Raw genomic sequence first — 20,598 nt, forward strand, 5'->3', positions numbered from 1 at the left:
GTGCCGACGCTACAGGCACCGCACCCGAATTTCGGTCAGGTCTTGCTGCTACATGTCGTCGCCGGAGATGCCGAACCTGCGGCGGATCGGGAAGGACGCGAGCATGCCGAGGATGAGCAGGATGGCGACGGTGCTGCTCCCGATCAGGGCGATATTGCGGGCCCGGTTGTCCGGGGGCGGGGTTGGCGCGGGCACCGCGAGCTGTACCTGCTTGGGCGCGGCGGAGCGTTTCGGCGGCAGGGGCTGGGTGACTTCGGCGGTGAGCGCGGCGACCGGATCGACGGCGCCGTAGCCGACGTAGGGGTTCCAGCCCTCGCCCGGTGCGTGGGCGGTGGCCTCGAGGCGCTTGATCACTTCGAGCGCACTGAGTTCGGGGAACCGGGCGCGGACGAGCGCGGCCACACCGGATACATACGGTGCGGCAAAGCTGGTGCCAGCGTTCGGAATCAGGCCTTGCGCTTCGTATTTGCCGGTGATGGTGCCGGTGCCGCGCGGGTCGAGCGAGACGATGTTCTCACCGGGTGCGGCGATGCCGACCCACGGTCCCGGAACGGTGAACTTCGAGGGTGCGCCGTTCTCGTCGATCGATCCGACCGAGAGGACGTAGTCGTCGAAACGTGCGGGCGTGACGTTGGTTGTCACGTTCTTCCACGGGTCGCGGTCGGGATGCAGCGGGTCGACGAGGTTGGGATTACTGGGTTTGCACTTGTCGTCGGTGTTGCCCGCGGCCACCACCACGACGGCGTTCATCTCGAGGGTCGCGTAGCGCACTGCGGCACCGACCGGGCCATCGCCGATCTGCTGGTCGGCGGATACGCAGGAAACCAAGGAAATGTTGATGACCGAGGCGTGCCGGTCGGCCGCGCGACGGATAGCGGAGGCAAGCGCGTCGATGTTGCCGTATCCCTTGGCCGGGTCCTCGGGTTTCTTGTCCTGCCGACCGGGGATCTCGTACAGTGCGCTGGTCTGGCGGATCGACAGAATGCGCGCCTCTGGCGCGACGCCGTAAAACCCTTGTCCCTCTACCTGTTTCGCGGCGATGAGGCCCGCCACGATGGTGCCGTGCGCATCGCAGTCCTCGCTGACGCCGTCACCGGGGTCTGCCACATAGTCACCGCCCGCTTCCACGTCCGGTAGGCGTGGATGGCGGACGACTCCCGTATCGATGACGGCGATGAGCTGGCCCTCGCCCTTGGAGAACTCCTGGGCGCGTTTGAGATCCAGCGCCAGCTGCGGTGCCGGCACGGTCGGGCCGTCGCCGCCCTGCTGGGTGGAGTAACAGGGCGAGTTGGCCGGATGTTCGGTCTTGTCCGGCGGCCGGGCCGGGTCACCCGCAGGCAGCAAGGCCGGGTCGACCGGCGGCGGCCGATCCGCGTGTGCCACACCCTGACTCGCGCCCAACCCGAACGACATGCTCAGCGCGAGCACCACTGCCGCCGCGCCGGTGCGCAGGATCTGGTTCACAGCCCGCGGACGAGGGAGTAGAGGCCGGCTACCCAGAAGACGAGCGGGAGGACGGCGGCGACGAAGGCGTATTCGAGGAGCTCCACGCCGCGGCGCATGGGTGGGGTGGCGGATTGGTTGGGGATGATGATGCCGAAGATGAGGGCGGCGATCAGGATGACCATGGCGGTGCCGAAGACGGCGAGCGGCTGGTCCATCTCGAAACTGGCGCCTACCAACATGATCAGCACGATGCCCGCGCCGCCCGCGATGAGCACGACGGCTTGTTCGGCGCCCGCGTAGGTGCGGCTGCGGAACATCAGGACCACGGCGCACACCAGGGCGAGGGCGATGCCCTGCCAGTACGGGTCGTCGGCCATCGGGTCGGTCGCGGCCAGTGCGCCGACGACGGTGACCAGGGTGGTCGCCGCGACGAGACCGGCCAGGTACATGCGAGCGCGCTCCGACTTGACCCGCAGTGCCTCCATGGTCGGCAGGGCACGATGATCGTCGGGATCGTCCTCGGTCGGGTCGATCGGGGTGCCGGGGGAGGGGACCGGCGGCAGCGGCAGTTTGGACAGCAGCATGGAGATGCGCGGTCCCATGGCGAGTCCGGCGAGTCCGAGCGCCGCGGCGCCCGCGCCGATCGCGCGTTCCGGCTGTGCGGTGAGCAGACCGACCAGGGCGGCGGGTACCGCATACACCGCGAGGGTGGTCGCGCCGATGAACAGGGCGAGGCCGACGCCGCTGACTCGCCACGCCAATACCGCTGTGGCGCCGAGCAATACGGAGCCGAGCAGCAGGTGCGGCCAGCCGTAGTGGTCGGGCACGTAGAGCATGCCCGCGGTGAAGGCGGTCGGTAGCGCGCAGCCGCCGAGAACCAGGGCGGTCGAGGTGTCGCCGTACATCCGGCTGAGCACCATGGCCGCGACCACGAGCAGGATCGTCACCGCCAGGGCGACCGAACCGCTGACCCAGTAGGGCAGCGAACCGGGCGCGAGCAGCAGGCCGAGACAGCCGACCAGCATGGTGAGCGCGGCGAGCACCGAACCGGTGATCCGCGCGATCTTCGGGGTCCAGCTGCGGTAGTGGTCGGTGTCGGCGATCGCGACGTTGTACATGATGTCGTCGAACAGCGGCGTCGGCGCGGTGTGCGAGGCGCTCTCCAGCATGAGCAGCTCGCCGTCGCGGACGCCGTGCTCGCCGAGGCTGAGCGAATTGGAGAACGGCGGGTGACCGATCCGGGCCAGCACCCACTCGGCGGGCTCGAAGCGCTCGCCCTCGTTGTCGAAGTCGTTGGTGCGGCTGTGCTGTGCGACCATGTCGACGACGCTCGGGATCACCAGCGCGACAGGCACGTCCACCGGGATCGCCATATCCACCTGGGTGTGCTTGGCGAGGATGGTCACCCGGGCAAGATCCGGTGCGCGCACGATGCCGTGCGAGGAGTTTTCATCGATGTGGTCAAGTCGCGCGTGCGTCAAGCTTCCCCCAACTCGTCTTCTACCTCGTATTTTCGCAAACCCGAGACCCTACGTCGAGTTTGCGAACCCACGGTTCGGGCAGCAGAATGCTGGTCGAACTGTACGACATGTCGGCGGCGGCCTCTACACTGAGCCGGAATCACAGCAGTCGAGGAGGGGGATTCTCGCATCATGAGGGAACCGAGCGCCGGCGAGGTGCAGGAATGAGTACCGTCCGGTTCCAGCGACGCGCGCGCCGGGAGATGCCGCGCTCGCCCGGTGGCGAGGTCACCCTGCAGCCGCCGCCCGAGATCCCCCGGGTGACGCCGGGCAACCTGCTGATGAAGCTGATGCCGGTCGTGATGATCATCGGCATGGTCGGCATGATGGCGCTGATGTTCACCCAGGGCGGTGGCATCGGGTCGAATCCGATGAGCATGATGTTCCCGCTCATGATGATGTTCTCCATGGTCGGCATGTTCGCGGGCCAAGGCGGCGGCAAGGGTGCCAAGGCCGCCGAGGCGAACGAGGACCGCAAGGACTATCTGCGTTATCTGGACCAGGTGCGCCGCGACGTCGACACCACGGCCACCCAGCAGCGCGCCTCCGTCGAGTGGAGCCACCCCGAGCCCACCCTGATCTGGATGCTCGCGGGCACCAGCCGGATGTGGGAACGCCGGGCCGGCGACAAGGACTTCTGCCACGCCCGCATCGGCGTCGGCGGCCAGCGGCTGGCGACCCGCCTGGTCGCGCCGGAGACCGGACCGGTCGAAGAGCTGGAGCCGATCGCGGCCGTCTCGCTGCGCCGCTTCGTGCGCGCGCACTCGACCGTGCCCGACCTGCCGACCGCGATCGCGGTCAAGGGCTTCGCGACCATCGCCCTGGACGGCGACCGGGTCGAGGCCAGGGACATGACCCGCGCGATGCTGTTGCAGCTCAGCATGTTCCAGGCGCCGGACCAGGTGCTGTTCGCGGTGGTCTGCGGCCCGGACACCGCGCGCGAATGGGAGTGGACCAAGTGGCTCCCGCACACCCAGCACCCCGACGCGCAGGACGGCATCGGCACCCAGCGCATGTTCTACGGCTCGATCCGCGAGGCCATGGCCGGCCTGCAGCCGCTGCTCGGCAACCGGGTCCGCTACTCGCGTAACCAGCCCGCCAACGCGAACATGGTGCACATCGTGATCATCGTCGACGGCGGCCTGCTCGAGGCCGAGGACGATCAGCTGCGCGAATCCGGCTACGAGGGCGTCACCATCATCGACCTGTGCGGGTACGCACCGCGGTTGGCAGTGTCGCGCGGCATCAAGATGATCGTGGAGAACGGCGAGTGCGTCGGCCGCGGCGCGACCGGCAACCAGGAGCGCTTCGCGCTGATCGACCGGATCAGCCCGCAGCAGGCCCAGCAGGTGGCCCGCAGGCTCGCGCCCTACCGCGCGGCGACCCAGCGCAGCAGCGACGTGGAAACCGATGACTCCGAGGTGATTTCGACCTGGAGCCAGCTGATGGGCCTCGGCGACATCGGCATGTTCAACCCCGAACACGCCTGGCGCCCGCGCTACGGCCGGGAACGGCTGCGGGTGGCCTTCGGCGTCGGCGCCGACGGCCTGCCCGTCGAACTCGATATCAAGGAAGCCGCCGAGAACGGCATGGGCCCGCACGGCTTGTGCATCGGCGCCACCGGTTCCGGCAAGTCGGAGTTCCTGCGCACGCTGGTGCTCAGCCTGCTCGCCACGCACTCGCCGGACCAGCTCAACCTGGTGCTCGTCGACTTCAAGGGTGGTGCGACGTTCCTCGGGCTGGACAGTGTCCCGCACGTCGCGGCCGTCATCACCAACCTCGAAGAAGAGGCCGATCTCGTCGACCGTATGAAGGACGCGCTGGCCGGTGAGATGAACCGCCGCCAGGAGGTGCTGCGCGCCGCGGGCAACTTCGCCAACGTCTCCGAATACGAGAAGGCCCGCGCGGCGGGCGCCGACCTGGATCCGCTGCCCGCGCTGTTCGTGGTGCTCGACGAGTTCTCCGAACTGCTCACCCAGCACCCGGATTTCGCGGAACTGTTCGTGATGATCGGCCGGCTCGGCCGCTCGCTGCACGTGCACCTGCTGCTCGCCTCGCAGCGCCTCGAAGAGGGCAAGCTGAAGGGCCTGGAGAGCCACCTGTCCTACCGGATCGGTCTGAAGACCTTCTCCGCCAACGAATCCCGTCAGGTGCTCGGCGTGCCCGACGCCTACAACCTGCCGAACAACCCCGGTGGCGGTTATCTGAAGTCGGACTCCGGCGAGATCGTCCGGTTCCAGGCCTCCTACGTCTCCGGCCCCTACGTCGGCGGCGGCTCGCAGCGCGATATCACCGTCGCCACCCAGTCCGGTGACATCGATATCAAGGCGCGGCCGTTCACCGCCACCCACGTGGATTTCCGGGCGATCGACCGCGTTCCGCTGCCCGCCGAGCCCGGCGAGAGCGAGCAGCAGGGCGACGACGGCGAACAGGTCTCCAACGTGCACATGCTGGTCTCGCGGATCAACGGCCACGGCCGCCCCGCGCACGAGATCTGGCTGCCGCCGCTGGAGGAGGCGCCGACGCTCGACCAGCTCATCCCGCGCTCCATCCTCACCGGCGAGTACGCCGCGGTGGCCACGCTGCGCGCGCCGATCGGCATCGTCGACCGGCCGTACGACCAGCGGCGTGACCCAATGGTCGTGGACCTGTCCGGCGCCCGCGGCAACGTCGCCGTCGTCGGCGGCCCGCAGTCGGGCAAGTCGACCGCGCTGCGCACGCTGATCATGGCCATGTCGCTCACACACACCGCCGAGCAGGTGCAGTTCTACTGCCTCGACTTCGGTGGTGGCACGCTGATGAGCCTGCAGGGCCTGCCGCATGTCGGTTCTGTCGCAAGCCGATTGGACGGCGACCAGGTCCGGCGCACCGTCGCCGAGATGACCACCATCGTGCGCACCCGCGAGGCCCGGTTCCGGCAGCTCGGCATCGAGTCGATGACCGAGTTCCGCCGTCTGCGCGCCATGGATCCGTCCAGCAGCCCGGCCGCGACCGGTGCGCACGAGGATCCGTTCGGTGATGTGTTCCTGGTGATCGACGGCTTCGGCTCGATTCGCCAGGACTTCGAGGCACTCGAACAGACGATCATGAACCTGGCGGTGCAGGGTCTGTCGTATGGCGTGCACATCGTCATCGCGCTGGCCGGCTGGCGCGAGGCGCGGCCCGCGCTCAAGGATCAGATCGCCACCAGAATTGAACTGCGACTTGGTGATCCGATGGATTCCGACCTCGGTCGCAAGTTCGCCTCGATGGTTCCGCAGGCTCGCCCCGGTCGCGGTATGACGCCGGACTGCCTGCATATGCTGACCGGTCTGCCGCGCATCGATGGCAGCTCGGACCCGACCGATATCGGCCAGGCCGTCGGCGACGCGGTGGCGACCATTGCCCGGTTGACCCCGGGCCGGCCGGCACCGTCGGTGCGTATGCTGCCCGAGGAATTGGCGCGCGAGCAACTGCTCTACCTGGCGGGGAATTGGCCGTCTCAGGTCGACCAGTCGGTCAAGTGCATGCGAATCCCCATCGGTATCAACGAAGCCGAGTTGGCGCCGGTCTACATCGACTTCGCCGAGAGCCCGCATTTCATCATCATCGGCGATACGGAGAAGGGAAAGACGGCGCTGCTGCGCTCCATCGTCGAGGGCATCTGCGCGTCGAACACTCCGGACAGTGCGCGGATCATCATGGGCGACTATCGGCGCTCGATGCTTGGCATGGTGCCGGAGGGCTACCTCGCCGGATACGGCTCGACCGCGCCTCAATTCACCCAGAACATGGCCGATCTCGCCGCGTACGTCAGCAACAGGACGCCGGGCGCGGACGTGACGCCGCAGCAACTGCGGGACCGCTCGTGGTGGAGCGGGCCCGAGTTGTATGTGGTCATCGACGACTACGACCTGGTGTCCACATCGCAGGGCAATCCGGTGCAAGCCTTGCTCGAGCATCTGCCGCACGCCCGTGACCTCGGTTTCCATCTGATCATCGCCCGGCGCTCGGGTGGCGCGGGCCGCGCCATGTTCGAGGCGACGCTGGCCAGGATGAAGGACCTCGGGTCGGCCGGTCTGATCATGAGCTGCAGCCGGGACGAGGGTGTGCTGATGGGTGTGACGCGCCCGAGCGCGATGCCTCCGGGGCGCGGCACCTATGTCACTCGAAACTTCGAGGGTTTGATCCAGACGGCCTGGACGCCGCCGCAGAACTGATGTCCACCGTCGAGCTGGTTGTCACCGACACACGCGTCTGGGCGCGTGGCGCGACGACGCACTGGGACGTGCCGCCCTCGATCGTGTTGGGCAGCAACGGGTTCGACCTGGTGGTCGGTGAGTCGCTGACTCCGCCGACCCAGGTGAGTTCCGCGGTGCAGTACGTGCCTGCCGAGGCTATCGCGTTGCTGCCGCGCGTCCCGGCTGTTGTCGAGGGACTGACGGCGGTGTTCGCCGCCGTACTGGAGAACCTGCGCATTGCCGCGCCGTGTGAGCGGATCACCCTGATCTGCCCGACCGAATGGGGTGCGTCGCGTCGCTCCGTCGTGGACCAGGCGGCTCGTCGCTTCACGACGGACGTCGTGTTCGAGGACCTGGCGGTGCGCGCCGTCGCGGCGGACGAGGGCACCAGTCACAGCCGTCGCACGCTGGTGCTGGAGTTCGGTGCCCTCACCACCACGGCCACCGCGGTCATTCGCAGCCATCAGGGTGTGCACATCGAATCCTGTGAGCACCAGCCAGCTCTCGCACTGGCCGAGGTACTTCCGGAATCGCCCGGCTTCACCGCCCTGTGTGCGTTGATCGACCGCGTGCTCGACGGGCAGCCCGCCGACCTTGCGCAAACTGTCGGTGTCACCGATGCGGGGAAACTCGACCTGCTGCGCGCCGCCGTTCAACAGCGGTGTGGGGCGAGCGTCGGGTTGCGGGCACTCACCGGGCCCGAGCTCATTCGCGGTCATCAGACGGAACCGATGCACCAGCCGGAGGTGCCGTCCATCCTGTCGCAGACCGAGTGGATGCAGCCGCTGCGTGAACGCGCCGCCGCCCAGCGGCCGCCGCGTAGTGGCCTCGGTTATGTGGGCGCGGCCATCGCCGCGGTGGTCGTGGTTGCGGCCGTTGTCGTCGGCGGCGTTGTGCTGCTGAATCGATCCGACGACACTCCTGCCGCGGCACCTAACACAGCGGTGCCGAGCAGCAGTGCCCCGGCACCGACGACCAGTGCTGCCGCGCCGACCACCGCCGCCGGGCCGGAAACGTATGGCCGCATACGCTTTCAGGTCCCGGATGGCTGGCACATCGCGTCGGCACCCGACGCAACCGGCAAGTCCCGAGTGGATCTGTCCCCGGACGACGGCGCCCGCCTGCGCGTCACAGTGACGCAAACTCCGGTTGCGCCGGGCGCGAGCTACGAGCAGGTCGCGGCAAAGCTCGAGACTCAGATGAACCAGCGTCCCGCTGGCGTGATGTCCGATCTGCAGCGCGACGTCGTCTACGGCGGCCGCTCTACCCTGGCCTACACCGAACGCCCCGGTGACGGCTCAACCGTCCGCTGGCATGTACTGCTGGAGTATGGAATTCAGGTCAGTATCGGCTGCCAATACATCGGAAACGATTGGCAGTCTTTATCGACTACATGTGAGAAATTCGGCAGTTCGGTCCGCGTGATTCAGTAAATCTGTTGTGGCAGCACAACATCAGTAATGCGGCTCGACACGTCTCGACCCACATAATTCGGGCCCCCGGCGACGTGTGTGCCGGGGGCCCGAATTGGCCGAGACAGGATCTCAGAAAAGGCCTGCGAGGCTGGTGTCGGTGCTCTGCAGATCCGTGTTACCGGAGCTGACTGCCCGACCAGCGGTCTCCAGCGTGGCGTTCAGCTGGGTGACGCTGGTGTTCCACTGCGACTGGAGCTGGGCGAACGCGTCGTTGGCGTCACCCTTCCAGTAGTTGGTCACGAAGTCGGTGACCTGCTTGTGGAAGTCCTCGAGCATGCTCGAGATGTTCTTCGCCTCGGACACGATGGACTGTGCGCCAGCCTCGACCGCTCCGAAGTTAGAGGAAATCGTGCTTGGGTCGTTCGCTGTCATCTGGGGCTCCTCCTTGGTATCTGGTGTTCGGCTGATCGATCAGGGCAGCGTCAGGCTGGAAGCCTGCTGCGCCACCTGCTGGGCGAACTGCTCGTCCTGCGCCGCGAAGGCATGACCGGCCTTGGTGAGCTTGTCGGCAGTCTGATCCAGCGCGTCGTTCAGCTTCTTCGCCTGGGCGAAGTAGTTGTCCATGAGCGAATCGAATGCCGCCCGGGCTTGACCCTTCCAGGTCGCGGTGGTGTCATCCGACTTCGTGTTCAGCGCGGTGATCGCGTTCTGCAGCGCGGCGTGACGATCCCTGCAGTTGTTTGCGAACGCCTTGATGGTGTCGTTGTTCGCTTCGAGCTGTCCTGCCATTTCGGCTCCTTCTCGGTTACCCGTCTCGGCCAACGGCAGAAACCCCCAGTTGGCCTGTACATCTGATTGGACGCTCGATAGGTCTGATCGGTTCCATCCGACTCGAGAAAATTTGGATCTCCCCCTACGGAGATCAGACCCCAGCGTCCCTTGCCGTGCTCGTCCATGATGTCGGGGCCGCGGATGGGCCGCTCGACAGGTCACGGACGTGGTCTTCTTGGCATGCTTGCAACGCCAGCGCTCGGCTCCCCTCCTTCCCCCTGCTCGCTGGTGTATTGATTGGCGAGTGGGCTGGCTGCGTATACCTTACCCAACCACTATGGCTCCCGCTACAGCAGATCGTGGGCATATCGGCAGGAAAGCGTCAGGGTCGGACGGTGAGAAGGTGCTACTGACTGTTGGCGAGCACCGCGAACTGCGCCGCGGCACGTTGCTGTGTGTCCTGAAGTTGGGTGCTCCAGACATAGCCGACGTAGTTGCGGTATCGAACGGTGCAGACCCAGTCTTTGACATATCTGTCCGTCGGAATTTCGGCGCATTTGCTATCCGGCAGGTTGGGCGGCGCTTGGCGGGTATCCGGCGCGTCGAGAATCGTCGACCACAACGCTCGAGCCGAGTCGATATCCCGCGCTCGGATCAGGATGGCGCCGTCGAGGAACCTGCTGATTCCCTTGCCGAAGCTTTGGGCGATCCCCCTGCTGTAGCTGTTCGTTGTCGCCGAGTAGGCGTCGGAGAAGACGAAACGTTCGCCGTTTGCGTAAAGGTTCTTCGCGGCTGCGCGGTCGGTCTGCCAGTGTAGAAATCCTTGCAGTTCGTAGGCTGCGAGCCCGCCGACGTCGGGGACGGGTAGCTTCATCGGATTGAGGACTCGGCGGATCACCCCCGCTGGGTCGATGTCCAAGCGCAAGACCTGTTCGGCGGAGAGCGGCGTAAGCGTGTCGAGCATCGGCAGCTGTGCGGTGAAGACCTTCTCGACAAGGCCGGTCAGGGCGCCGAGGTCGGGCTGGGATATCGAGATGAATGTGTTGATCACATAGTTGCCGTGCGCGACGGACGAGCCGATCGTCGGCGTTCCCGGACGCCAATGAGAATGTGCCAGTGGATATTTCGCGAGCTGGACGCGCTCATTCTGATCTGGGGCCACGGCGAAATCGGCCTCTTCGAATTCGGCTGCGGCCCGCTCGGCGGACTCGGGGTCCGGAAATTGCATGACGGTCACCGTGGTGAGTGTCGATTCCGGCGGCACCGCAACTGCGGGCTGTGGCAGGAAATCGCTACTGCCGGAAGCGAACCCGAACAATATCTTGTTCCGGGTCGCGATCGGCACGCTCTGTTCCGCCAAGACGTTCTTGACGTCGTCGGGTTTGGTGATCTCCTGGACCCCGGTGCCGTACCGCAGCTCGGGGTCGATGTCGATACCGGTAACTACGTGGTCGGCCAGGCGTGCGACGGCAAGCGCGGCTCCGCCACGCAGTGAGTGGGAGTATTCCGCGTAGGTGTCGAGCGGCTCCGTCGGGTACTTTCCGACGTCGAGGGTGCGGACGTCGATCTCACCCGGATTTGCTGTGCCGGACACGGATGAGCCACATCCGGCAAGAGTGAGCAGCGCGACGGCAACCGCAGCGAGTCGCCTACCTCTATCGATCATTCGGCTCACTTCGCCTTCGTAAGAATCGCGTACTGCGCCGAGATACGTTGGTACGCGTCGATCAGCTGATCCGACCAGACCTCTGCGGTGTAGCGCTCGTAGGCCGCTACACAATGGAATCGGGGGACGAGCACATTCTTGGCCCGGAACTCGAGGCAGCGTGCGTCGGGAAGATTCTTCGGTGGATCGATCAGTCGATACTGTTTGCTCGATGCGCCGTGGCTATCCCGAACGAGCTGCGCACCGTTCGGATTCTGTGCGCGATAGAGGCGCCCGGCGTAGTTCGCCATCCAGTCGACCCCGGCTTCGTCGAACAGCTCCTTGTCCCGCATGACATCACTGCTCATATGTAGCGCGCCGGTGCGGTCGTACAGGCCGGGAGGGTTGCGCCAACCGTCTTCGTTCGGCCGCGGCAACGATCGGCTGAGCATGCCGTCGTGGTCAAGGGGGATGTCGGTCAGCTTGTCCGGCGGCGTGGGACGGAACTCGCGCAGCCGGGTGCCGACCGTATCGATACTCTTTTCTGCGAGTTCGACCATGGCGGGCAGGTCGACGATGTCGAGCACCTTCTTGGCTTCATCCTGGATCGAGGTGTAGATGACATACTGTCCGCTCGCCTGGAACGAGATCAGTTCCTGCGTCCCTGGTTTCCAGAACGCGGTAGCGTCCCGATGTTTGCTGAGGACGACCGGTTCGCTCATCCCCTGCTTTGCTGCGGCAGCCGGCGCGAGAGCTGCGGCGGCCAGGGTGGCGGCCTGCTGATCCGGAAACAACAGCACGGTGTTCTGGAGGCTCGTGGCGATCAACGCATCTTTTTCGGTGTATGCGGAGCTGTAGAAACCTGCTACGAACCCCGGTGCGTTCGCACGGAAACTGTCAGCGGAAAGCCCTAGCGCATATACGCTTTCGATGAATCCTCGTATTGTCGAAACGTCGGAGATGATCTGGACGGTGAATCTCGGATCGATATCCATCGGCAACGGGACGAAGCTGCCGAGCCGCTGGCCTTCGCTGAGTCGCGCACGGTCGAATCCGGGCTTGCCGATCTCGCGTGGTGCGGTCGCGTAGCTACCGACGTCCAGCTGGCTGATATCGACCGTGGCGGGCGGTGCGGGGGAGCCCGATCCGCATCCGGCCGTCCCCACCGACAGGACGACCAGCCCGGCGGCCAGCGTTCTCAGCGGACTCCGCATCGTTCCCTCCTTCGACAGACGGGCAGGAGGACGAGCCATCGAACAGTGATCCCCCCAGAGATACGCGCGCACTGGCCTAGCCTGCGGCGGACGTATCGCAGTCGGCAACATAACACCCGGGACGTCGTCCGCGACACCGCTCGAACTACTTCACGCCCACTGCAGCACATCGGTCGACGAGCGCAGGAAGTCGGCCGCCTTCAGGTCGCGGTATCGGCATCGACCATGAGACTCACGTCGCCTTCGCGAGAATCGCATACTGTGCCGAGATCCGTTGATACACATCGATGAGCTGATTCGACCAGACCTCGGCGGTGTATCGATCGTAGGACGCTGTGCAATGAAACCTGTTGGTCACCACATCCGTTAGGCGGAACTCACGACAGCGTGCAGTGGGCAGACTCTTCGGCGGATCGATCCGGCGATACAGCTTGCTCGGTGCGCTGTGGCTGTCTCGAATGAGCTGTGCGCCTTTCCGGCTTTCGGCACGGTATAGATACCCGGCGTTGTACACCAGCCAGTCGACGCCTGCCTCGTCGAACAGCTTCTTGTCTCGCACGGGATCGCTGCTCAGATTCAGCGCGCCGGTGCGGTCGTACAGGCCGGGTGGGTTGCGCCAACCGTCTTCGTTCGGTCGCGGAAGGGAGCGGCCGAGCATGCCGTCGTGGTCGATGGGGACATCGGTCAGCTTGTCCGGCGGCGTCGGCCGGAACCCGTGCAGCCGGGCGCCGACCATATCGAGACTCTGCTGTACGAGGGAGACCATGGCAGGTAGATCGGTGGTGCCGACCGCGATCTTGGCTTGGTCCTTGACTTCGGTGTAGATCACGTACGGTCCGTCGGCCTGGAACGAGTAGAGCTCCTGCGTCCCCGGCTTCCAGAACGCAAGAGCAGCTGGGTGCTCGCCGATGCCGACCGGTTCGCGCAAACCCTGCTTTGTCGCGATGGCCTGTGCGAGCGTTGCGGCGGCCGACGTGGCGGATTGCTGATCAGCAAACAGCAGCACTGCGTTCGACAGGGAGGTGGCGATCGAAACGTCGTTTTCGGAATACGCCAGGCCATCGAAACCGGCGATGAAGCCGGGTGCGTTCGCCTTGAAACTATCGACGGAAAGGTTGAGGCTGTACAGGGTTTCGATGAACGCCAGCACCGGGCCGGTCTCGGAGTAGGGCTGGAAGATGAATCGCGGGTTGATGTCCATCGGCAAGGGGATAAAGCCGCCGAGGCGCTGGCCTTCGCTGAGTCGGGCGTGGTCGAAACGGGGCTTGCCGATCTCGCGTGGTGCGGTCGGATAGCTGCCGACGTCGAGCCGGCTGATATCGATGGCGGGCCGTGGCGGCGGGGAGTCCGGTCCGCATCCCGCTGCGCCTACCGACAGGATGGCCAGTCCGGCGGCCAGCGTTCTGAGCGGTCTCCGCATCGTTCCTCCATCAGCTGACGAGCAGGAGGACGAGCCATCGAACGGTGTTCTCCACAGGGCCTATGTGCGAGCTGACCAAGCTTGTGGCGGACGTATCGCAGTCGGCAACATAACACCCGGGACGGTCGTCCCGCGACACCGTTCGAACTACTTCACGCGCTTCTGCAGCAGCGGGACCAGCTTGTCGAGGAGTGTCTGTTCCGAGCTCGGAGTCCAATTGCGGAACGCGGCCACGGCTTCGGGATCATCGAGCGGAATGACGGTGGCCCGGGTACCCGCGACCTGGTAGGGGAGCCCGCGCAGCCCGCCACCTCCGGCGTCTTCGTCGGTGCGAACCGCGAGGACGTAGCTGTCGGATGCCACCTCGAGCGAGTCTGCCGATTTCATCGCGCGCGGCGATGGTTCGCCACCCTGCGCCACGTAGTTCAAGTTGTAGACAAAGCCCAAGTCCTCGAGGAACTTCGACTGAGTGTTGCCGCCGAGGTAGATCGACACCGGTTTGCTCGAAGCGACCGAGCGTTGCACATCCACCACCGTGATGGTCTTGCCGCGGAAGGCGGGATTGGTGGCACGGGCCTGCTCGATCGACGGCAACGCACTCGCGGCGACGGTGGCGTTGGCCGCGGTGGTGGCGACGGCCGCGTTGGTGCCGGGCTTGTCGCTACCGCCGAGGCCCCAGATCCCGAGACCCGCCGCCAGCGCGACAACGACGGCGCCCGCACCGGCTCCGATGATCCATCGTCTGCGAGAGTGGGGAGCCGCCAGCGGGTGTGGTCCCGAAATCGCAACGCGCGGATCAGTATTCGGCCGTGGATCGAAGGCCTGGACGGGATAGGTGGGCGAGGTGCCCGTAGGGGCCGGGTGGTAGCCGGGGGTGAGGGCGCTCGCCGCCGCGTCGGTGAATTCGCGGCAGGTGTTGAACCGGTCGGTGGGGTTTTTCGCCATCGCTTTGGCGAAGACGTGATCGAGGGCGGGCGGCAGCGACGGATCGACCGCAGTGGCCAGCGGGGGCGGCTCGTGCAGGTGTCCCATCATTACCAGCGCGGGTTGCGTTGCCGGATAAGGGTTTCGGCCGGTGAGCAACTTGAAGAACGCACAGGCGAGGCTGTAGATATCGGCCCGGTGGTCGAGGTGGCCGCCGACCAGCTGCTCCGGCGGGGCGTAGGCGATGGTGGCGACGAAGCTGCCGGTCTGGGTTAGTTCGGTGGTGTCGTCGTTGGATTTGGCGACGCCGAAATCGGTGAGCAGGACGCGTTCTTCGTCACCCTCGCTCGACGAGAGCAGGAAGTTGGCGGGCTTTACGTCGCGGTGCAGCAACCCTTTTCGGTGCGCGTAGTCGAGGCCCTTGCCGACCTCGGTGGTAATGCGCAATGCGCGAAGCGGATTCATCGCCCGCTTGTCGCGGGCCAACTCGGCTGCTGCGTCGGTGCCGTCGACGTACTGCATGGCGATCCACAGCTGACCGTCTTCTTCGCCGCGGTTGTAGACCGAGACGATGTTCGGATGGTCGAGGCCGGCGGCGAGATTGGCCTCGCGCTCGAAGCGGGTGCGGAACTCGTGGTCGTTGCTGAGTTCGCCGCTGAGCACCTTCAATGCGTCCATGCGCGGCAGACTGGGATGTTTGGCCAGGTAGACCGTGCCCATGCCGCCGGCCCCGAGCACGCCCTGGACGCGGTACCCGCCCACGATGGTGCCGGGGCTTATCGCCATGATCCACAATCTCCTGAGTCGGTGCTCCCCACGCGGCAGCATACTGGACCGCACGCGGTGGGCTCGGTGCGTCGCATTACCGGCTGTTCGCGAAGAGCGCGTACTGTGCGGCGGCGCGTTGCTGTACATCGAGGAGCTGATCTCCGGTCACGAATCCCGCGTATTGGCGGTAGGCGACGACGCAGGTGAATCTTTTCGTGTCGAAGTCGTCGCGGTCGCGTTTGTTCTCGACACAGGTCGAATCCGGCACATTCGGTGGGGCATCGGCATCGCGCGCTGCCGGTGCGGGGGTAAGTCGTTCGGCAACGATCTTCTTCGCTGCCGCCGAGTCCGGGGTACGGGCCACGATCGTGCCGTTGGAAACGGCGAACCGATCCGCATTCATCGCACTGAAGCGTTGCTTTGCGACACTCAGATCGTCGGCATACTGGGTGATGCCGCGCAAATCGTAGAGTGCCTGGCTGCCGATCGCAGGTATCTCGACCGCGATCGGATTCAATGTGCGGCTCAGCAGATGGTCGGGGTCCCATGGCAGCTGGAACAGTTCTTCATCCGTGAGGGGTTTCAGCTGGTCCAGCACGGGAAGCTGTGCGTCGTAGGACTTTTCGGCGAGCGCGGTGAGTGCGTTCAGGTCGGGCTCGCTGGTGGAGACGAGAAAGGCGACGACATAGGGCCCATGGGCCAGGGTGGTGCGCAGAAATGGCGCGCCAGGACGCCAATGGGCGTGCGCGGTGTTGTATTTCGGCAGTGCGACCGGCCGGTTGTGCTCCTGGTTGGCGGCAAGATCCGCGTCGTAGAACTCGGCGGCCGCGGCGGTGGCTCGCTCGGCGTCGGGAAACTGCATGACCATGGTCGAGATCACCGTCGCGTGCTGTGCTGTCTTGATCGGCCAGCTGGAGGGGACGATCGACGCCTTCTGATCGAAACCCGTTGTCCGGAACCCGAACAGCAATTTGTTCCGGTCGGCGATCGGCTTCATATCGTCTTCGTTACCCAGCTCGCCGGGTGGCAGCCCGCGGGATATCTCGGCGGGGCGTTGGCCGAATTTCAGGTTCGGGTCGATTTCGTAGGCAGGCAGCACATAGTCCGACAATCGCATTGCGGCGACGTGCGGCATGCTGGTGAAATCGGGTACGTAGTCGTCATCGTGCGCATTGAGCGGCTCGGTGGGATAGGACCCGGTATCGAGTTTGCGAATGTCGACCTCGGCGGGATGCGAGGTCCCGGCCATGGTCGATCCGCACGCGGTGATGCTTGCCGCCAGCAACGCGGCGAATGGCAGGACGAACGCGCGCCTCATCGGGCATTCACCAACAACGTGTACTCGGCGGCGATCCGCTGCTGCGCGTCCAGCAGCTGATGCGACGCCGAGAACGCGGCATAGCGGTCGTAGGACACCGAGCAATAGAAGCGGATCGCCAGGTTGCCCCGCCCGATGTACTCCCGGCACTCGGCCGCGGGCAGCTCAGCCGGGGAGTCGGCTTTCTTGAATCGCTTCGTCAGACGACCGATGTCTTGCCGCAGCGTCTCGGCCGCGGCGGCATCACGGGCTCGATAGAGCTCGACGCCATTGTCCGCGTACCTGTCGGCGCCCGCTTTCTCGATGTCCCTGAGGGTACCGGTCGGGTCATTGACGAAATGGAGTGCGGTGCGGGCGTTGTACGCGCCGGGCGGATTGAGCCACGCATCTTCCTTCGGGCGCGCGATGGTGCGATTGAGCATGCCGTCCAGGTCGATCGGCAGGCTCATGAGTTTATCGGGCGGAGTTGGGTTGAACTTGCTGATGGACGGAACCACCGTGTCGAGGCTCTTCTGCACCAGCGCAACCAGTGTGGGCAGATCGACCTTTTCCAGGAAGATCTTCAAGTAGTCGTAGATCCACGTATAGACGACGAATTTGCCGGTGGCATACCAGGATCCGATCGACTGCTGGTTCGGTTGCCAGTGTGCATGTGCCGCAGGGTATTTCGGTATCGCCACGGTGGTATTGCGGTCGCTGGCCTCGTAATCGACCCGCTCCAGTGCGACCGCCGCGTCCGCGGCCTTCTGTTCGTCCGGAAAGATCATGACCGCGTTCATCAGATCGATGCCGCGCGGACCTTCCACGGTGCGGCCGAAGGCCTGGAACCCTGCGACGAAGTCCGGCGCGGCCTCGGCGAACCGGTCGACAGCCATGATCCGGCCGAGAGCGAACTTCGGATCGGTGAAGACGGTGGCGATGAACGGATTGCTGTAGGCGAACCTGGGATCGATATCCCGCGGCACCGGCACGAAATTTCCCAGCCGTTCGGCTTCGATTATGCGAGCCTGCTCGAGGCTTTTCACCGCACCCAATTGACGCGGATTCGTATCGTAATTCCCGACATCCAGCTTGCCGAGATCGACGGCAGGCGCCGGGTGGTCCGTGGTCGGCTCCTCCGCGCCGCATCCCCCGCTGACGAACGTCAACACTGCCGCCAGGACCAGGGCATACGCCGTTCTGCGCGGCGTCGTCCTCGCGCTGAGCTGCAACGTCCTCCCCTAACGGCTGTGGTTCCCGCGGAATCCTACGTCACCACCGGCCGCCACACCCGACCACAACGTTCGGGATCAGACCTCACAGACTGTTCGCCAGCAGCGCGTACTCGGCGGCTACCTTCTGTCGGACATCCGGTTCTTTGTCGCTGGTCACGACACCCACATAACGCTTGTACGAGACGTAGCACCGGAACTTGTATTCGCGGTCGGGGTCGCCTTTGCTATTGAGCTGCAAGCATTTGGCGCCGGGCACATCCTTGGGTGCGCCGAGCGTGTCGTAGTGCGCCCCTTCGCTTTCCAGCAGGGCGTCGGCCAGTTTCTGCGCGGCGGCGGTGTCTCTGGTGCGTGCGACGTAGCCGTTGTCAGCGACAGCTACGTGGTCTACGCCCGCGTCGTCGACCAGGCGCAGGTTCGCGGATTCGTCCTCGGCACGGTGCACCGTGTGGTGCGGGCCGAAGATGGCGAAGGTGGCGGGGTCGGGGGTGCGGTTCTTGCGGTCGCTGACGGCGACCCTGGCGAGCAGTCCGTCGGGATCGACCCGCAGGTCCTTGATCTTTTCCTGCGGCGTCGCCTGGAATTTGTCCAGCTGGGCGACCTCTGCGGCGAGGGTCCTGTCGACCCAACTCGTCAGGTCGGCGCTGTCGGCGCGCGGGCGCTGGATGAACAGGGAGATGACGAATTCCTTGTAGGCCATGAAGGTGCCGACGGTGGGAACGCCTGGGCGCCAATGGATATACGCGTCGGGGTACTTGGTCGACGGCAGTTTGCGGTTGTCCGGCGAGATGGCGATGTCGACGTCCTCGAGCTCGCGGGCAGCGAGTTTGGTGACCGCCGGGTCCGGGAAACGGAACAGCGCGGTGGTGACCGCGGTGGCGTCGGGGGCCGGGTTGGTCTGCCCGGCCGGGTCGGGCTGGTCGGCGCCGCTGGCGGCGTAGCCGGTGATCAGCTTGCGGTCGTCGAAGACCGGCTTGGACACCTTGGCGACGAAATCGAGCGCCTGGTCGGCGTCAGCCACCACGGTGCTGCCCCGGCCGACCTTCAGGGACGGGTCGATCTGCACGGTCGGGACCACCGCGTCCGACATTCGCATGCCCTCGAGTAGCGCGGCCTTGTCGCCCGGGTCCTGGTTGTACTGGTGGCGGTCGACCGCGTAGGTACCGACCTCTAGTTGGCGTACGTCGACTTCACCCGCGGTTGCGGTGCCCCGCACGCCGCCGCACCCGGTCAAAAGACCAGCCAATGCGATACACGACGCGGCGAGCGCGATTCGCGATGTCCGAACCATGACGGGTCCTCGTTTCTTCACGTGCTGCCACTGAAGTTACCGGACGGACGCCTGCGAGGGGGGTCGATAGTTGTCGTATTGCAATACCCTGGTTCGTGTGACGACGACCCCGGACCGCGTGCGCGGCGCAGGCCGATACCTCTGATGGATCGGCAGGTCGAGGTCGTCGTCGGAGGTCACGCGGTGGTGCGCGTCGCCGGGGCGGTCGTGGTAGTCGCGCATCGCGGGCAGGGCAGGCCGACGCCGGATTCGCCCGCCGTGCTCGCCCTGGAATCGTTGGCCGAATTGGTGCGCGAGGCGACCGAGCAGGAGCCGAAGGGGCCGGGGGCGTTGATCGCGCGCCAGGCCACCCGGTGGCTGATGAAGCACGCCGAGCAGATCAGCCCGGGGGAGCCGATCGATTTCGGCATCCTGTCCACCGCGGAAAACGGTGGGGTGGCGGTGTTTCTGCACGGCGCGGTGACGGCGGTGCTGGCCGGGAACGGCACGGTCGAGCGGTACCGGGGCGGTGACGCGGCGTTCACCGTCGACCGGGTGGCGGGCCTGCCCGCGCGGGCCGTCGCGTTGTTCGTCGACGACGCGAAGGGCCGCATCCCCGAACTGCCCGCGCAGCGCGGCATCGGCTGGCTGGTCGAGGGCATCGCGCAGGCGGGCGGCGCGATCATCTGGTCCGACGAGGTGCGCACCAGGGCGCTGTCGGGCCTGCCGCGCGCGGGCACGCGGCAGCGCGACGAAGAGGAACGGCTGCCGACCGCGCGGATCGACCACGACCCGCCGGAACAGCAGCGAGAACCGGAGCCGCACAACGGAACTCAGGCCTCGACCGCCGCGCACGGACCCGACGAGGATCTACACAATGCGCACACCGAGGTGAGCGGTACCACGCCGGCCCCGCCACCCGATCCGGAGCTGCAGCGCCGGTTGGAGGCGACGGCGAAGGCCACCGCGCTCACCGTCAAGGTGATGGGATTCAAGTGCGCCAGAGCGCATCCCAGCGATCCGCGCGCGGCGTTCTGCACCGTGTGCGGCATGCCGGTGGACCAGACCCAGGCGCTGATCGAGGTGATCCGCCCACCGCTCGGCATGCTGATCCTCGACGACGGCATGACCTACGTGCTCGCCGCCGACGCCGTGATCGGCCGCGACCCAGAGCATTCCGACGCGGCCCAGCGCGGGCTGGTCCCGCTGCGGGTGGACGACTCCTCCGGCGGCATGTCCCGCGCGCACGCCGAGATCCATCTATCGAATTGGGATGTGACCGTGGTGGATCGCGGCTCCACCAACGGCACCCGCACCCGCCTGCCCGGCTACCGCGACTGGATTCGCCTGGCCCCCAACCAATCCATGGTCCTGGTGCCCGGCGCCGAGGTCATGCTCGGCAACCGCGTCCTGCGCTTCGAACACACCGCCCCGCCGCCGTTCGGCGGCTAGCCGA

General features: G+C 66.0%; 14 protein-coding genes. 3 read left to right on the forward strand and 11 right to left on the reverse strand.

The genetic code is table 11. The features are described from left to right. Positions 1-48: 48 nt before the first annotated feature. Both mycP and eccD read right to left on the reverse strand, forming a co-directional pair. Positions 49-1,464 (reverse strand): type VII secretion-associated serine protease mycosin, encoded by a 1,416-nt coding sequence (gene mycP, locus ABZ942_RS26230; protein ID WP_357386329.1) that lies wholly within the window; start codon positions 1,462-1,464, stop codon positions 49-51. After that, entirely contained in the window at positions 1,461-2,927 is a 1,467-nt protein-coding gene (gene eccD, locus ABZ942_RS26235; protein WP_357386331.1) for a type VII secretion integral membrane protein EccD, read from the reverse strand. Before eccD ends, mycP begins: the two co-directional genes overlap by 4 nt. 203 nt (positions 2,928-3,130) lie before the next feature. Here eccD and eccCa point away from each other — a divergent pair, with 203 nt between their 5' ends. Then, positions 3,131-7,165, forward strand: coding sequence for a type VII secretion protein EccCa (gene eccCa, locus ABZ942_RS26240; RefSeq protein ID WP_357386333.1), 4,035 nt, complete (start codon positions 3,131-3,133; stop codon positions 7,163-7,165). Further along, complete coding sequence (locus ABZ942_RS26245; RefSeq protein WP_357386335.1) at positions 7,165-8,619, forward strand: type VII secretion-associated protein; 1,455 nt, start codon at positions 7,165-7,167, stop codon at positions 8,617-8,619. Before eccCa ends, ABZ942_RS26245 begins: the two co-directional genes overlap by 1 nt. Positions 8,620-8,730: 111 nt before the next feature. On the opposite strand, the gene ABZ942_RS26250 is transcribed toward ABZ942_RS26245, so the two are convergent. The 9 genes from ABZ942_RS26250 to ABZ942_RS26290 all read right to left on the reverse strand — a co-directional run bounded on the left by ABZ942_RS26250 (position 8,731) and on the right by ABZ942_RS26290 (position 19,163). Further along, positions 8,731-9,033, reverse strand: a complete 303-nt coding sequence (locus ABZ942_RS26250; protein ID WP_357386337.1) for a WXG100 family type VII secretion target — start codon at positions 9,031-9,033, stop codon at positions 8,731-8,733. 39 nt (positions 9,034-9,072) lie between these two features. After that, positions 9,073-9,390 (reverse strand): WXG100 family type VII secretion target, encoded by a 318-nt coding sequence (locus ABZ942_RS26255; RefSeq protein WP_357386340.1) that lies wholly within the window; start codon positions 9,388-9,390, stop codon positions 9,073-9,075. Positions 9,391-9,778: 388 nt separating this feature from the next. Then, entirely contained in the window at positions 9,779-10,966 is a 1,188-nt protein-coding gene (locus ABZ942_RS26260) for a hypothetical protein (protein WP_357386342.1), read from the reverse strand. Positions 10,967-11,043: 77 nt separating this feature from the next. Further along, complete coding sequence (locus ABZ942_RS26265; RefSeq protein ID WP_357386344.1) at positions 11,044-12,231, reverse strand: hypothetical protein; 1,188 nt, start codon at positions 12,229-12,231, stop codon at positions 11,044-11,046. A 232-nt stretch (positions 12,232-12,463) separates the two neighbouring features. Then, entirely contained in the window at positions 12,464-13,651 is a 1,188-nt protein-coding gene (locus ABZ942_RS26270; protein WP_357386346.1) for a hypothetical protein, read from the reverse strand. Positions 13,652-13,798: 147 nt separating this feature from the next. Further along, positions 13,799-15,361 (reverse strand): serine/threonine-protein kinase, encoded by a 1,563-nt coding sequence (locus ABZ942_RS26275; RefSeq protein ID WP_357386348.1) that lies wholly within the window; start codon positions 15,359-15,361, stop codon positions 13,799-13,801. Between the two features lie 76 nt (positions 15,362-15,437). Next, entirely contained in the window at positions 15,438-16,661 is a 1,224-nt protein-coding gene (locus tag ABZ942_RS26280) for a hypothetical protein (protein WP_357386350.1), read from the reverse strand. Beyond that, positions 16,658-17,872 carry a hypothetical protein gene (locus ABZ942_RS26285; RefSeq protein WP_357386352.1) on the reverse strand — a complete coding sequence of 405 codons (1,215 nt, stop codon included), beginning with the start codon at positions 17,870-17,872 and terminating at the stop codon, positions 16,658-16,660. Before ABZ942_RS26285 ends, ABZ942_RS26280 begins: the two co-directional genes overlap by 4 nt. An 85-nt stretch (positions 17,873-17,957) precedes the next feature. Beyond that, the gene (locus ABZ942_RS26290) at positions 17,958-19,163 is read right to left on the reverse strand and encodes a hypothetical protein (RefSeq protein WP_357386354.1); all 1,206 of its coding nucleotides are present in this window, start codon (positions 19,161-19,163) and stop codon (positions 17,958-17,960) included. A gap of 144 nt (positions 19,164-19,307) precedes the next feature. Between ABZ942_RS26290 and ABZ942_RS26295 the strand changes: the two genes are divergently transcribed. After that, the gene (locus tag ABZ942_RS26295) at positions 19,308-20,594 is read left to right on the forward strand and encodes an FHA domain-containing protein (RefSeq protein WP_357386356.1); all 1,287 of its coding nucleotides are present in this window, start codon (positions 19,308-19,310) and stop codon (positions 20,592-20,594) included. The last annotated feature ends 4 nt before the right edge of the window (positions 20,595-20,598 follow it).

The organism is Nocardia sp. NPDC046473, assembly GCF_040645995.1.
GTDB lineage: Bacteria > Actinomycetota > Actinomycetes > Mycobacteriales > Mycobacteriaceae > Nocardia.